General features: G+C 61.5%; 15 protein-coding genes. All 15 read left to right on the top strand.

All coding sequences use genetic code 11. From position 1 onward, the window contains the following. The first annotated feature begins 66 nt into the window (after positions 1-66). Entirely contained in the window at positions 67-354 is a 288-nt protein-coding gene (locus BSY240_RS20050; RefSeq protein WP_069043483.1) for an AbrB/MazE/SpoVT family DNA-binding domain-containing protein, read from the top strand. Continuing rightward, positions 351-755 carry a PIN domain-containing protein gene (locus tag BSY240_RS20045; RefSeq protein ID WP_083229683.1) on the top strand — a complete coding sequence of 135 codons (405 nt, stop codon included), beginning with the start codon at positions 351-353 and terminating at the stop codon, positions 753-755. Before BSY240_RS20050 ends, BSY240_RS20045 begins: the two co-directional genes overlap by 4 nt. Continuing rightward, on the top strand, positions 752-1,792 hold the full coding sequence (gene ruvB / locus BSY240_RS20040) for a Holliday junction branch migration DNA helicase RuvB (RefSeq protein WP_054148290.1): 1,041 nt from the start codon (positions 752-754) through the stop codon (positions 1,790-1,792). The genes BSY240_RS20045 and ruvB overlap by 4 nt, the downstream gene beginning before the upstream one ends. 4 nt (positions 1,793-1,796) lie before the next feature. After that, the gene (locus BSY240_RS20035) at positions 1,797-2,306 is read left to right on the top strand and encodes an NUDIX hydrolase (protein WP_069044067.1); all 510 of its coding nucleotides are present in this window, start codon (positions 1,797-1,799) and stop codon (positions 2,304-2,306) included. Next, positions 2,303-2,869, top strand: a complete 567-nt coding sequence (locus BSY240_RS20030; protein ID WP_069043482.1) for a DinB family protein — start codon at positions 2,303-2,305, stop codon at positions 2,867-2,869. Before BSY240_RS20035 ends, BSY240_RS20030 begins: the two co-directional genes overlap by 4 nt. A 270-nt stretch (positions 2,870-3,139) precedes the next feature. Beyond that, on the top strand, positions 3,140-3,805 hold the full coding sequence (locus BSY240_RS20025; RefSeq protein ID WP_069043481.1) for a hypothetical protein: 666 nt from the start codon (positions 3,140-3,142) through the stop codon (positions 3,803-3,805). A 178-nt stretch (positions 3,806-3,983) separates the two neighbouring features. Continuing rightward, positions 3,984-4,424 (top strand): tol-pal system-associated acyl-CoA thioesterase, encoded by a 441-nt coding sequence (gene ybgC / locus BSY240_RS20020; protein WP_069043480.1) that lies wholly within the window; start codon positions 3,984-3,986, stop codon positions 4,422-4,424. Between the two features lie 246 nt (positions 4,425-4,670). Further along, positions 4,671-5,390 (top strand): protein TolQ, encoded by a 720-nt coding sequence (gene tolQ / locus BSY240_RS20015; RefSeq protein WP_054148287.1) that lies wholly within the window; start codon positions 4,671-4,673, stop codon positions 5,388-5,390. 24 nt (positions 5,391-5,414) lie between these two features. Beyond that, the gene (gene tolR / locus BSY240_RS20010; protein WP_054148286.1) at positions 5,415-5,867 is read left to right on the top strand and encodes a protein TolR; all 453 of its coding nucleotides are present in this window, start codon (positions 5,415-5,417) and stop codon (positions 5,865-5,867) included. 10 nt (positions 5,868-5,877) lie between these two features. Beyond that, positions 5,878-6,912: a cell envelope integrity protein TolA gene (locus BSY240_RS20005; RefSeq protein WP_054148285.1), complete on the top strand. Its 1,035-nt coding sequence runs from the start codon at positions 5,878-5,880 to the stop codon at positions 6,910-6,912. Positions 6,913-6,933: 21 nt separating this feature from the next. After that, a complete protein-coding gene (tolB, locus tag BSY240_RS20000) occupies positions 6,934-8,238 on the top strand; it encodes a Tol-Pal system beta propeller repeat protein TolB (protein ID WP_054148284.1) in 1,305 nt (434 codons plus the stop codon). A 165-nt stretch (positions 8,239-8,403) separates the two neighbouring features. Beyond that, on the top strand, positions 8,404-8,943 hold the full coding sequence (gene pal / locus BSY240_RS19995) for a peptidoglycan-associated lipoprotein Pal (protein ID WP_054148283.1): 540 nt from the start codon (positions 8,404-8,406) through the stop codon (positions 8,941-8,943). A 162-nt stretch (positions 8,944-9,105) separates the two neighbouring features. Further along, positions 9,106-10,104: a tol-pal system protein YbgF gene (ybgF, locus tag BSY240_RS19990; protein WP_054148282.1), complete on the top strand. Its 999-nt coding sequence runs from the start codon at positions 9,106-9,108 to the stop codon at positions 10,102-10,104. After that, the gene (tilS, locus tag BSY240_RS19985) at positions 10,104-11,429 is read left to right on the top strand and encodes a tRNA lysidine(34) synthetase TilS (protein ID WP_069043479.1); all 1,326 of its coding nucleotides are present in this window, start codon (positions 10,104-10,106) and stop codon (positions 11,427-11,429) included. Before ybgF ends, tilS begins: the two co-directional genes overlap by 1 nt. Before the next feature lie 120 nt (positions 11,430-11,549). Continuing rightward, a complete protein-coding gene (gene ftsH, locus BSY240_RS19980; protein ID WP_069043478.1) occupies positions 11,550-13,481 on the top strand; it encodes an ATP-dependent zinc metalloprotease FtsH in 1,932 nt (643 codons plus the stop codon). Positions 13,482-13,680 lie beyond the last annotated feature (199 nt).

Raw genomic sequence — 13,680 nt, 5'->3', positions numbered from 1 at the left:
GACAAAATTGATGCCTGCGGAAATTTCGAGTATAGTCGGAAAAATCGAAAAATGTCGGAGTGCTCGATGAAGGTCTGGGAAGCTACCATGTCGGCCAAGGGCCAGATCACTATTCCCAAGGAGATGCGTGAGCTTTTGAAGCTGAACCCAGGAGATCAGATGGTCTATAGCGTTGTCGGCGGAGAAATCGTCATCACGCCGAAGAACATCGACATGAAGGATCTGGCGGGTTTTCTGGGGACCCCGCCCAACGGGCGCGCGACATTGGAAGAGATCGACGAAGCGGTCATCCGGACGGCGGGCGCAAACGCGCTGCTCACCGGAGGCGACGATCCCTCGGACATCGCGGCATGACCCTGGTCGGCCTCGATACCAACATCGTTATCCGGCTTTTGACAAATGACGATCCTGACCAACGACGACTTGCCTTGCGTTTTGCCGAAGGGCTCGGGAAGGACTATCTCGCCTTTCTCCCACTGATCTGCGTATTGGAACTGGACTGGGCAATGCGCTCGCAACTCGGCTATTCGAGACGGGACGCATCAGCGGCCATCGCCAAGCTCCTGCAGGTTCGGGGACTGACGGTTGAAAGTCACGATTTGGTCGTCAAGGCGTTGCGACACGTCGAACAGAAAAACGCCGACTTTGCCGATGCCTTGATTTCGGCCCGATCTCTTCAAGAAGGCTGCGCCTCCATAAAGACCTTCGACAAACGCGCCGCCTCCCGCGTACCCGGCATGGAACTTCTCGCATGAACACAAACAACCCGATCCTGACGCCGGAAAAGCGTGGCGAAGACCTGGACGCGGCGCTGCGCCCGCAGACGCTCGACGACTTTACCGGTCAGGCCGAGGCGCGCGCCAATCTGAAGATCTTCATCGAGGCGGCGAAGAACCGGGGCGAGGCACTGGACCATGTGCTCTTCGTTGGCCCTCCCGGTCTTGGCAAGACGACGCTCGCCCAGATCATGGCCAAGGAGCTCGGCGTCAACTTCCGCTCGACCTCCGGGCCCGTCATAGCCAAGGCCGGCGACCTCGCGGCCCTTCTGACCAATCTCGAAGAGCGCGACGTGCTCTTCATCGACGAAATCCATCGCCTGAGCCCCGCCGTCGAGGAAATCCTCTATCCGGCCATGGAGGATTTCCAGCTCGACCTGATCATCGGCGAAGGCCCGGCAGCCCGGTCGGTGAAGATCGACCTGTCGAAGTTCACGCTGGTGGCCGCAACCACGCGCCTCGGCCTTTTGACGACCCCGCTGCGCGACCGCTTCGGCATCCCTGTCAGGCTGAATTTCTACACCGTCGAGGAACTGGAATCGATTGTCCGTCGCGGCGCCCGGCTCCTCAACCTGCCGATGACCGAGGACGGCGCCCGTGAAGTCGCCCGCCGCGCGCGCGGCACGCCACGCATCGCCGGTCGCCTGCTCCGCCGCGTCCGCGACTTCGCCGAAGTCGCCCGCGCCGAGGCCGTCACTCGCCAGATCGCCGACGAAGCCCTGACGCGGCTCAATGTCGACAATATGGGCCTCGACCAGCTCGACATGCGCTACCTCTCGATGATCGCCGTCAACTTCGGCGGCGGCCCCGTCGGCATCGAAACCATCGCCGCAGGCCTGTCCGAACCGCGCGACGCGATTGAGGACATTATCGAGCCCTACATGATCCAGCAGGGCTTCATCCAGCGCACACCGCGTGGCCGCGTGTTGACGGCCACCGCTTGGAAGCACCTCGGTATGACCCCGCCCAAGGATCTCGAGGCCGCGCAATTCCGGCTGACGCTTGAGGATGACTGAACCCGTGTCGAAACGCACACTGATCACCATCAAGGACGGCAAGCGGCGATTCAACCATCGCATAGCGGGCCTTGCCTTCCGCGACGGCCATGTGCTGGTCCACCGCGCCACCCATGAGACCTTCTGGACCTTTCCGGGCGGCCGAGCAGAGATCGGTGAGACCTCGTCTGAGACGCTGGTGCGTGAAATGCAGGAGGAGCTGGGTGTGACCGCAGAGGTCCGCGAGCTGCTCTGGATCGTCGAAAACTTCTTCGACTACGAACAGAAGGCCTGGCACGAACTCGGGCTCTACTATCGGATGGAGGTCCCCGAGGTCTTCCCCTTTCACGCGACCGACATCATCCATCGAAACGAGGACGGCAAGAACAGCCTTGAGTTTAAATGGGTGCCGGCCACGCGGGATGCGCTGATCGCACTCGACATCCCGCCCTATTTTATCGCCGACGAGATCGAGTGCCTGCCGGCGTCCCCGAAACACATCGTCTGGCACGACGGGGATCTTGACCAGTCATGAGCGCCCTTCGCTTCGTCCGCAAGCTCGCCTATGCCAACATGCTGGCCAATGATCGCCTGCATGAGGCAGTCTCGCAGCTGGAGGTCGGAGAACTCGAGGCACCCCGCACGGGCTTCTTTCCCTCACTCGTGGCAACACTCAATCATATCCTGATCATCGACTGGTTCTATGTCGACGCGCTTGAAGGCGGTGATCTTGGCCCGAAGGCATGGGCCGCTCAGATCCCGTTTCCGGACCGGGCCGAACTCCGCGCGGCGCAATTGGCATCCGACCGGCGGCTGCTCGCCTTTTGTTTGGCCCTGAACCATGAAAACCTCGACCGCCCTGTGAGTATTCACCGCGGAGGGCGCATCCAGGTGGAGCGCTGCGACGACGTGCTCTCCCACCTCTTCCAGCACCAGACCCATCATCGCGGCCAGACCCATGCCATGCTGGCCGGCACCAGCATCGAGCCACCACAGATCGACGAGTTCATCGTAGCCGATGACGCGGCAAGTCGTTCGGATGTTCTTCAGCGTCTCGGGATAACAGAAGCGCAGGTCATGAACCCGGGCGAAGCCTGACAATGCAGGTCGCAACGCATCTGCGGGGCGCGTGCATCGGACAATCTGCATATCATAATGACGCCACATGCCAGCCCCTTTTCCGTCCATATACGCCAGTAATGAGGCGATGGACCTAAGGTTAAGTGCGGCCCCTTAAGTCGACGCAATGCGTAATTCCTGAACTCACAGTCAGCATACGCCCGGCGTTTGCGGAAATGGTTCCGCACGTCTGTAAAACTGGACAGAAGGAGGAAGTGGGGGCCTCGCACAACCTGAAGGATTCCCGTTATGGGCCTCATGTACCTTATCGATACTTTACGCCTCGATCCCGCCGCATCCATCAAGACGGGGTTGCGCATTGTCCACTTCATAGGCCTTGCCTTGGGCCTGGGAGCGGCAACCGTTCTCGACCTGATGATCCTGAAGTTTTTCCTAAAGGGCAAGGTGACGAGCGACCAGTGGAACGTCTTCCATTTCGGTTCCCGCATCGTCAATGCCGGCTTGATCCTCCTGTGGATTACAGGCCTTGGCTTTCTCGCCTATTACAGCGCCTTCGATCCGATCCGGCTCGAGAATGAAAAGGTCTGGGCCAAAATGACGATCGTCCTCATCCTGACGATCAACGGGGTCTTCCTGCACATGGCCGTACTCCCCAAGGTAAAAGCGCAGATCGGGCGCTCGCTGCTCGACGGAATGTCGACCGGACAGCGCAGCCTGTTCTTTGCCTCAGGCGCCCTGTCGGCCACCTCCTGGTACGTGCCCCTGCTTCTCGGGGCGATGCCGCAGCTCAATTTCGTCGTCCCGATGACGACGATCCTGCTTGCCTATGCCCTGCTGCTCACGCTGGCCTTGCTGGCGACGCAGCTCATGCTTTTGGCGCTCGGTGACGACCAGCGATCCGAACACCCATCAAGCCTGCGCGATCGGTCGGAACCCGTCATGGGGCTTTCCTGATCAAGACTGAAACGGAAGGCCGGCGCTCGAGGGCCGGCCTTTCTATCTGGCCCAAGCGGATAGCCGAGCAGGCGCATCCTGGTTTGCGAAGCTCCTGCACTTTCTGCTATGCGCCTGAAGACAAAATCACCGGGGCAGGCACCAAGCAGTGCACGCCCATGCAGGACCAGGGACGACAATGTCTTCGATGGAAATATCGCTCTCCGGCAGACTGACAGCAGACGGCCATCACCTGATCCAGAGGGTCTACTACGAAGACACCGATTTTTCCGGTGCCGTCTATCATGCCCGTTACCTCCATTTCATGGAGCGCGCCCGGACCGACTATCTGCGCTGTCTCGGTGTCGAGCAATCGACCCTTTTCGAGACATCCGACGAAGGCCTCGCTTTCATGGTTCATCGGATGGAGATCGATTTCAAAGCCCCTGCCCGCATGGATGACATCATCACTGTCGTGACGCGAACGGAGAAGGCCGGGGGCGCCAAGATGATCCTGCAACAGGAGATCCGCCGCACGGATCAGTTGCTGATCGCGGCAAAGGTCGTGATCGCTGTCGTCAATCGCAACGGCCGCCCCAGACGCCTGCCGGACGATCTCGCCAGGCAGTTCCTCACCTGACTTCACAAAGCCCTGAGCGAGCTCTGCGGTAACCCCTTTTTAACCTTAATCGGGTCTTACTCGGAGGCTGGAAGTTTGTGCATCGCACGCCTTCCTTTGACCAAATTTTCATACCAGAAGCACTCTGGGAGCTAAGGCGGGAAAAGGGTTTCGGCGGCTGCGACCGCAAACATTTTCCACCAGTAGAGCTCATGTCACCGCCCGGTCCAACCCACCGGGCGTTTGGATTTCGGGGAATTGAAGGCGATGGAACAAGTTGGAATGGCTGCAGCAGCGCATGATGTGAGCCTTTGGGGCCTCTTCATGCAGGCAGGCCTGATCGTCAAGCTGGTCATGATCGGCTTGGTGGCCGCCTCCGTCTGGACCTGGGCAATCGTCATCGACAAATATGTGAGCTATGCCCGCGCGCGACGCCAGTTCGACCAGTTCGAACAGGTCTTCTGGTCCGGCCAGTCGCTGGAAGAGCTGTATCGCACGCTTGCCGAGCGCAGCAATACCGGCCTTGCCGCCATCTTCGTCGCCGCCATGCGCGAATGGAAGAAGAGCTTCGAGCGCGGCGCCCGTTCGCCTATCGGCCTGCAGATGCGCATCGACCGCGCCATGGATGTGACCATGGCACGCGAATCCGAAGCGCTCGAATCGCGTCTGTCGTCTCTGGCCACCATCGGTTCGGCCGGCCCCTTCATCGGCCTTTTCGGTACCGTAATCGGTATCATGACCTCCTTCCAGGCAATTGCCGGCTCGAACAATGCAAGCCTTGCAGTCGTCGCCCCCGGTATCGCCGAAGCACTGCTCGCGACCGCCATCGGCCTGATCGCCGCTATCCCGGCCGTCATCGCCTACAACAAGTTCTCCGGTGAGGCCGGCAAGCTCGCATCCCGCATGGAAGGCTTTGCAGACGAATTCTCGGCCATCCTGTCGCGCCAGATCGACGAGAAGCTGCAGCCGCGCCAGGCAGCACAGTAAGGCCCGGAAGGCAGGAGACGCATCATGGGTATGTCGGTTGGATCAGGGAGCAAGGGTGGCGGACGCCGCGGACGGCGGGGCGGAAAGCGCGCGCTCGTCAGCGAAATCAACGTCACGCCGTTCGTCGACGTCGTCCTCGTTCTGCTGATCATCTTCATGGTCGCAGCCCCGATGATGACCGTTGGCGTGCCGATCGACCTGCCACAGACCCAGGCCCAGGCGATGAGCAGCGAAAATCAGCCGATCACCGTCTCGGTCAATCCGGCCGGCGAAATCTATCTGCAGGAAACGGCGATCCCGATCGAGGAAGTCGTCCCGAAACTGCAGGCGATCGCCACCACCGGCTACAGTGAACGCATCTTCGTGCGCGCCGATACCGCCGCCACCTACGGCATCGTCATGCAGGTCATGGCGCGGATTTCGGCCGCAGGTTTCACCAATATTGGTCTTGTGACCCTGCAGGAACAGCAGAACTGATCGGACGGACATGAAGGGCAGCCTCTTCACATCCTCGCTTCTGCACACTCTGGCGCTCTCGGCGGCGCTGGTGAGCCTCGGCTCGCCCGCAAAACTCGAATTTGCCCCCATGGAAACGCTCCCGGTCGATATCGTTCCGATCGAGGAGTTCACCCAGATCCAGAAGGGTTCGACAGACGCGCCGCTGGCGGAGAAATCCGCACCCGTGCCGACCCAGAAGCCGGCGATTGCCGAGCCCGCCGAAAATATCGGTGACAACGACGTCGATCTGAAATCACCACCGACCCCCTCCAAGCGTCCGGTCGAACAGGAAGTCGCGGCCGCGCCAAAGAAGGTCGAGACACCGGCGCCGACGCCTGATCCAAAGGCGAACGAGGTGAAGGAAGTGGTCAAGGAAGACACGGCCCCGCCGCCGGAGCCGGAACCCCAGCCCACTGAGCCCCAACCCGCGGAAGAAGCTGTAGCCGAAGAGATCCCCCTGCCCGAGCAGGCGCCGATCCCGGCTGCGCGTCCGAAGCCCGAGATCGCCAAGCCGGCGGAAAAGAAGCCGGCGCCCAAGCCCGATGCCAAGCAGGACACCAAGGCGCAGGAAACGGCGAAATCCAAACCGCAGATGGAAAGCGACTTCAACGCCGACGAAGTGGCAGCCCTTCTCAACAAGACGGATGCTGCCGGCGGTGGTGCGAAACGCTCTACCGATCAGGAAGCACTCGGCGGCCGCACCGATACCGGCGGCTCGAAACTGAGCCAGAGCGAACTGGACGCGCTGCGTGGCGTCATCCAGGACAACTGGCTGATCACGCCGGGTATGGCGGATGCCGCCGACGTGCGCGTCCGCGTCACCTTCCGCCTCGACCAGAATGGCGCCCTGATCGGCGAACCAGAGGCGACTGCCACTGGCGGTTCGCCCTCGGCCCAACAGGTCCTCATGAGCGGCGCCGTGCGCGCCGTGCGCAAGTCCGCCCCCTTCACCAATCTGCCCCCGGACAAATACGACGCTTGGTCTGAAGTTGTCGTCAATTTCGACCCCAGCGAACTGATGTAAGAGCTGAAAGGCTTGATAAGCATGAAAACTCTCCTCCTCCGAATTCTGCTGGTCTGTGCCGGCATGGCATCTGCCTTCGTGGCGCCTGCAAACGCAGCCGTTGAAATCAACATCAACCGCGGCAACGTCCAGCCGCTGCCGATCGCCATCACCGACTTCATCTCGGCAGACGGCATCGGCGCGCAGATCTCTGCGGTCGTGGAAGCCGACTTGAAGCGCTCGGGCCTCTTCGCCCCGGTCAACCGTGCCGCTTTCATCGAGCGGATCCAGAACCCTGACCAGGCACCGCGCTTTCCCGACTGGACAGCCCTGAAGGCCGAGGCCCTGGTTGTCGGCCGCATCGTGCGTGAGCCCGATGGCCGCCTGCGCGCCGAATTCCGCCTCTGGGATACCTTCGGTGGCCAGCAGATGACCGGCCAGCAGTTCTTCACCGATCCGAAGAACTGGCGCCGTGTCGCCCACATGATCGCCGACGCGATCTATGAGCGCATCACCGGCGAAAAGGGCTATTTCGACACCCGTGTCGTCTTCGTCTCGGAAAGCGGCCCGAAGACCGACCGCAAGCGCCAGCTGGCCATCATGGACCAGGACGGCGAGAACATCCGCATGCTGACCAACAGCAACGACATCGTCCTGACGCCGCGCTTCTCGCCGAGCCGCCAGGAAATCACCTACATGTCGTTCGAAGGCCAGCAGCCGCGCGTCTATCTCCTGCAGCTGGAAACAGGCGCCCGCGAAGTGGTCGGCAATTTCCCCGGCATGACCTTTGCGCCACGCTTCTCTCCCGATGGCCAGCGGGTCATCATGAGCCTGCAGCAGGACGGCAACGCCAACATCTACACGATGGACCTGCGCTCGCGCACCACGACACGCCTGACGAATACGGCCGCGATTGACACATCGCCGTCCTATTCGCCTGACGGAAGCCAGATCGTCTTCGAAAGCGACCGTGGCGGCCGCCAGCAACTTTATGTCATGGGTGCCGACGGCTCCGGCCAGCGCCGCATTTCCTTCGGTGACGGTTCCTACTCGACACCGGTCTGGTCGCCCCGTGGCGATCTGATCGCCTTCACCAAGCAGTCCGGCGGCAAGTTCTCGATCGGCGTCATGAAGACCGACGGTTCCGGCGAGCGCATCCTGACCACGGGCTTCCACAACGAAGGCCCGACCTGGGCACCGAACGGCCGCGTGCTGATGTTCTTCCGCCAGAACGCTGGCGCCGGTGGACCGCAGCTCTACTCGATCGACCTTACGGGCTACAACGAGCAATTGGTGAAGACGCCATCCTTCGCCTCCGACCCGGCCTGGTCGCCGCTGATGGAATAGTGACTGGAAAGAGGCGCATTTGCGCCTCTTTCTCGCCTCAAAGGCCCTGCAATTGCACTGTTTCTGACGAGAATTAACGCTTCGTTCACCATAATTGTTGGAAGCCGGTTAACCGCGATTGGTTATGCTCCGGCAACCCTAACAGAGAATTCAAGGAGACCGGCGATGAGCCGCATTCATTCCCCGGCCAAGAGCCGCCTGCAGAAGATGGCAACCAATCCGGCCATGGTCGCATTTGCAGTGGCCCTCGCTCTTGCCGGCTGCGCCAACAAGAAGAACCTGCCGAACAGCGCCGGCGAACTTGGCCTCGGCGCCGGTGGCGCTGGCGCCGCCACCCCGGGCTCTGCCCAGGACTTCACCGTCAACGTTGGCGACCGCATCTTCTTCGACACCGACTCGACCGCCATCCGCGCCGATGCCGCCCAGACGCTCGATCGTCAGGCACAGTGGCTGCAGCGTTATCCGAACTACGCAATCACGATCGAAGGTCACGCCGACGAGCGCGGCACGCGCGAATACAACCTCGCACTCGGTGCCCGCCGTGCAGCGGCGACCCGCGACTACCTCGCACAGCGTGGCGTTCCAGCTCAGCGCCTGAAGACCATTTCCTACGGCAAGGAACGTCCGGTCGCGGTTTGCGACGACATTTCCTGCTGGTCGCAAAACCGCCGCGCCGTCACCGTTCTGGGTGGCGCCGGCATGTGATCCGGTTCACACCGGCATCACCAGAGCTTGAAGGCGGCCCTTGGGCCGCCTTTTACATTTCTCCATACTTTGGCCGAACTTGGTTGCTTTTTGCAGGCAATTGGGAAAACTCCTGTCGGCGCTGGTTCGGCGCAATTCGTCGCGAAAACAGGAAGAAGGAACATGAACAAACTTGTGATGGCCGCTCTGCTTGCGACGGCCTCGCTGACGGGACTGAGCGGAACTGCAAACGCATTTCAGCTGTTTCCGAATGTCCAGCTCGGCCAGAAAGCTGCGCCCGGGCATACGCCGAAGGCCGAAGTCCAGTTCGCTCAGGCGACGGATCCGACTTTGCGTGTCCAGCAGCTTGAGGAAGAAATCCGTGCCCTGAACGGGCGGATCGAGGAAATGACCTTCCAGCTTCTGCAAATGCAGGAAGCCATCCGCAAGCAGCAGGAAGACAACGAATTCCGCTTCCAGGATCTCGAAAAGAAGAGCGGCTCGCTGACCCGTCCTGCGAACGGCGACGGACAGCAGGATTCGGTTGCTGAAATCATCACCGAAACCCCGGACGTCGGCGTAACCGCCGACGCTTCCGGTCTCGGCCAGTCGCCAGGCACGGCACCCGGCGAACAGACGCTGGGCTCCATTGCGCTCGACGAAAACGGAATGCCCGTAACGGCCACGCTCAATCAGGATGCATTGAACAACAGCTCCACCGCCCTGCCCGGCGTCGATACCGGCGTCACGGCACCCTCGGCGACGCCGCAGTCCGCGCCGCAGCAGACCGCCTCGCTCAATTCCGAGAGCGACGTCTACCAGATTGCCTATGCCCATGTGCTGTCAGGCGACTATTCGCTGGCCGAAAGCGAGTTCCGCGATTTCATCGCGGCCTATCCGAGCAGCGCGAGAATCGCTGATGCCAATTTCTGGCTCGGTGAAGCGCTCTATTCTCAGGGCAATTACAACGAAGCGGCCAAGACCTTCCTCAACGCCCATCAGACCTACAACACCTCGCCCAAGGCGCCTGAGATGCTGCTGAAGCTCGGCATGTCGCTCGCCGCCCTCGACAATAACGAGACAGCCTGCGCAACGCTGCGTGAAGTCTCCAAGCGTTACCCCAAGGCTTCTCGCGCTGTCGTCTCCAAGGTTGCGAGCGAGCAGAAACGCCTCGGCTGCTGATGAGCGCCCCGCTCGCGGCAGGATCTTCACTCCCCGAACTTATGCCCGAAGCCGCGATCCAAGAATTTCTCGTCTCGCTCAACCGTCCCATGCGCCTTCTCGTTGCCGTATCCGGTGGCAGCGATTCGCTCGGACTTCTCTTGTTCCTGAAGCGCGCGATCGACGGGCAGACCTATCCCCACCGCCACACACTCTCCGCCGCAACGATTGATCATGGCCTGAGGCCGGAAGCTGCCGACGAGGCCGGCGAGGTCTCGGAACTCTGCCGAGAACTCGGCATCCCGCATCGGATCGAGCGCTGGTCCGGCGAGAAACCCAAGAGCGGCCTCTCCGCAGCAGCGCGCGAAGCGCGTTATCGGTTGCTCGCCCATGCAGCAGACATCCTCAAAGCGGACGCGATCGTCACCGGCCATACGCTGGATGATCAGATCGAGACCGTGGCCATGCGCTTGGATCGCTCCGCAGACTCAGTCCTCGGTCTTAGCGGCATGGCGCCGGCCACGCTTTACGCCGGCCACCTCTGGATCCTCCGTCCGCTTCTGCGCACCCGCCGCACAGCGATCCGCAATTGTCTCGAGGCCGATGGCCGGAGCTGGATCGATGACCCGAGCAATGACGACCCCCGCTACGAGCGGGTCCGGACCCGGCGCGCGGCTCAGACACTCGATGCCGCAACGATCGACGCTGCCGTCGGACAAAGAACATCGCTTTCGGCAAAAGCGGCAGACTGGCTGAAGCGCCATGCGACTGCTGGCCCCGCAATGCTGGTGAGCGTGTCGCTGGATGCCTCCAGACATTTGGAGAAAGGGATCCGCGATCATGCCCTCGGCGCACTCGTAGCCGTGCTGGGTGGTAAGCCGCATCGTCCCGGTGCCGACAGCCTCGCGCGGCTCAGCCTCAAACTGGACGACGGCTCGGATTTTCGCCTGACCCTGTCGGGTACCCTGGTCATTCGACGACGCGACCGGCTCCATCTCGTGCGCGAAAGGCGCGGTCTTTTGCCGCTGTCGCTTGCGCCCGGTGCGACCAGCATCTGGGACGGCCGCTACACAATCGTGAATTCGAGCGACAGCGAGATCACGGTTACGGGCGGTCCGGCACCCACAATCGATCGCACCTTACCCGGTTCGATCCGCTCTGCACTGCAGGAAAACGCACCACAAATCATTGAAAACAAAGAGGTTCGACACACTGAGGGCGCAGCCGTGACGGCAACCCCGCGGCTCTCGCTCTATGGCGACTTCATGCCCTGTTTCGACCAGCCATTGGCCGACATGATTGCCACGTTGATAGGCGTGGATCCGAGCCCCGCATGTCCGATTTAAGACTTATTGACGGAAAACGATCTGCGACGCCCCGTTTGCCTTGGCAAGGATGCGGCGCGATCCTATGTTAGAGAGTAATTCTGCGGGGCTTCGTCCCGCACCACAGGTTCGGGGAGTTCAATGAACCCAAATTTTCGCAATTTCGCGCTCTGGGCGATTATCGCAATGTTGCTGATCGCGCTCTTCAGCATGTTCCAGACCTCGCCGTCGCAGACGGCCTCCAGCGAGGTTCCCTACTCGCAGTTCCTCCGCGAGGTGGATGCGGGGCGCGTGCGTGAAGTGACGGTCACTGGCAACCGCGTTCTGGGCAAGTATGTCGAGTCTGGAACGGCGTTCCAGACCTACGCACCCGTGGTCGACGACAACCTGTTGACCAAGCTGGAAGCCAAGAACGTCATGATCGTGGCCCGCCCCGAAACGGACGGCTCCTCCGGTTTCCTGAGCTATATCGGCACGCTTCTCCCCATGCTGCTGATTCTCGGCGTCTGGCTCTTCTTCATGCGTCAGATGCAGGGTGGCTCCCGCGGTGCCATGGGCTTCGGCAAGTCCAAGGCGAAGCTGCTCACCGAAGCGCATGGCCGCGTCACCTTTGATGACGTGGCTGGCGTCGACGAAGCCAAGCAGGATCTGGAAGAAATCGTCGAATTCCTGCGTGACCCGCAGAAGTTCCAGCGTCTCGGCGGCAAGATCCCGCGCGGCGTGCTGCTCGTCGGCCCTCCGGGCACGGGTAAGACGCTGCTCGCCCGCTCGGTTGCCGGCGAAGCCAACGTGCCCTTCTTCACCATTTCCGGTTCTGACTTCGTCGAAATGTTCGTCGGCGTCGGCGCAAGCCGCGTCCGCGACATGTTCGAACAGGCCAAGAAGAATGCCCCTTGCATCATCTTCATCGACGAAATCGACGCCGTCGGTCGCCATCGTGGCGCCGGTCTTGGCGGTGGTAACGACGAACGCGAGCAGACGCTGAACCAGCTTCTGGTCGAGATGGACGGCTTTGAAGCCAACGAAGGCATCATCCTGATCGCCGCGACCAACCGTCCCGACGTTCTCGACCCTGCCCTTCTGCGTCCGGGCCGTTTCGACCGTCAGGTCGTCGTGCCGAACCCCGACATCATCGGCCGCGAGCGCATCCTCAAGGTGCACGCACGCAACGTGCCGCTGGCCCCGAATGTCGACCTCAAGGTTCTTGCCCGTGGTACGCCCGGCTTCTCCGGTGCGGATCTGATGAACCTCGTCAACGAAGCCGCCCTGATGGCCGCCCGCCGCAACAAGCGCGTCGTCACCATGTCGGAATTCGAAGACGCCAAGGACAAGATCATGATGGGCGCGGAACGTCGCTCCTCCGCCATGACCGAAGCCGAAAAGAAGCTGACTGCCTATCATGAAGCCGGCCACGCCATTACCGCTCTGCAGGTACCGGCAGCCGACCCACTTCACAAGGCGACCATCATCCCGCGCGGCCGTGCTCTCGGCATGGTCATGCAGCTCCCCGAGGGCGACCGCTACTCGATGAGCTACAAATGGATGGTCTCGCGCCTCGTCATCATGATGGGTGGCCGCGTCGCTGAAGAACTGACCTTCGGCAAGGAGAACATCACTTCGGGCGCCTCCTCCGACATCGAGCAGGCAACCAAGCTGGCCCGCGCCATGGTCACCCAGTGGGGCTTCTCGGATGTCCTCGGCCAGGTCGCCTATGGTGAGAACCAGCAGGAAGTCTTCCTTGGTCATTCGGTCTCGCAGTCGAAGAACGTCTCGGAATCGACCGCTCAGAAGATCGACATGGAAGTGCGTCGCCTGATCGACGAAGCCTATACCGAGGCCCGCCGCATCCTGACCGACCACCACGATGCATTCGTAGCGATCGCCGAAGGTCTGCTCGAATACGAGACGCTCTCGGGCGAAGAGATCAAGGCCCTCATCCGCGGTGAAAAGCCGTCCCGCGACAGCGGTGACGACAGCACACCGAGCCGTGGCTCCGCCGTTCCGTCGACCGGCCGCAAGGACGCACCGAAGGGTGGCGAACCGGAAGGCGGGCTGGAACCGCAGCCGCACTGATTACGAGCCTCCACAAACAGCCAAAGGCCACCCCCGACCGGGTGGCCTTTTTTGTAAGCAACGGACCTTGGCCGCAAAATCCGGTGGATGACCCTTCCGGCAGTAACGGCATGTAATGAGCTTTAGCGCTATTTTACGTGTTCTTCGTCGCGTTCTATGGCATGAGCAGCCAACCGCGGGCCCATGCATGATCGCTCCT

The sequence above is a fragment of the Agrobacterium sp. RAC06 genome, assembly GCF_001713475.1.
Lineage (GTDB): Bacteria > Pseudomonadota > Alphaproteobacteria > Rhizobiales > Rhizobiaceae > Allorhizobium.
This window is presented reverse-complemented; position numbering and strand designations above follow the sequence as displayed.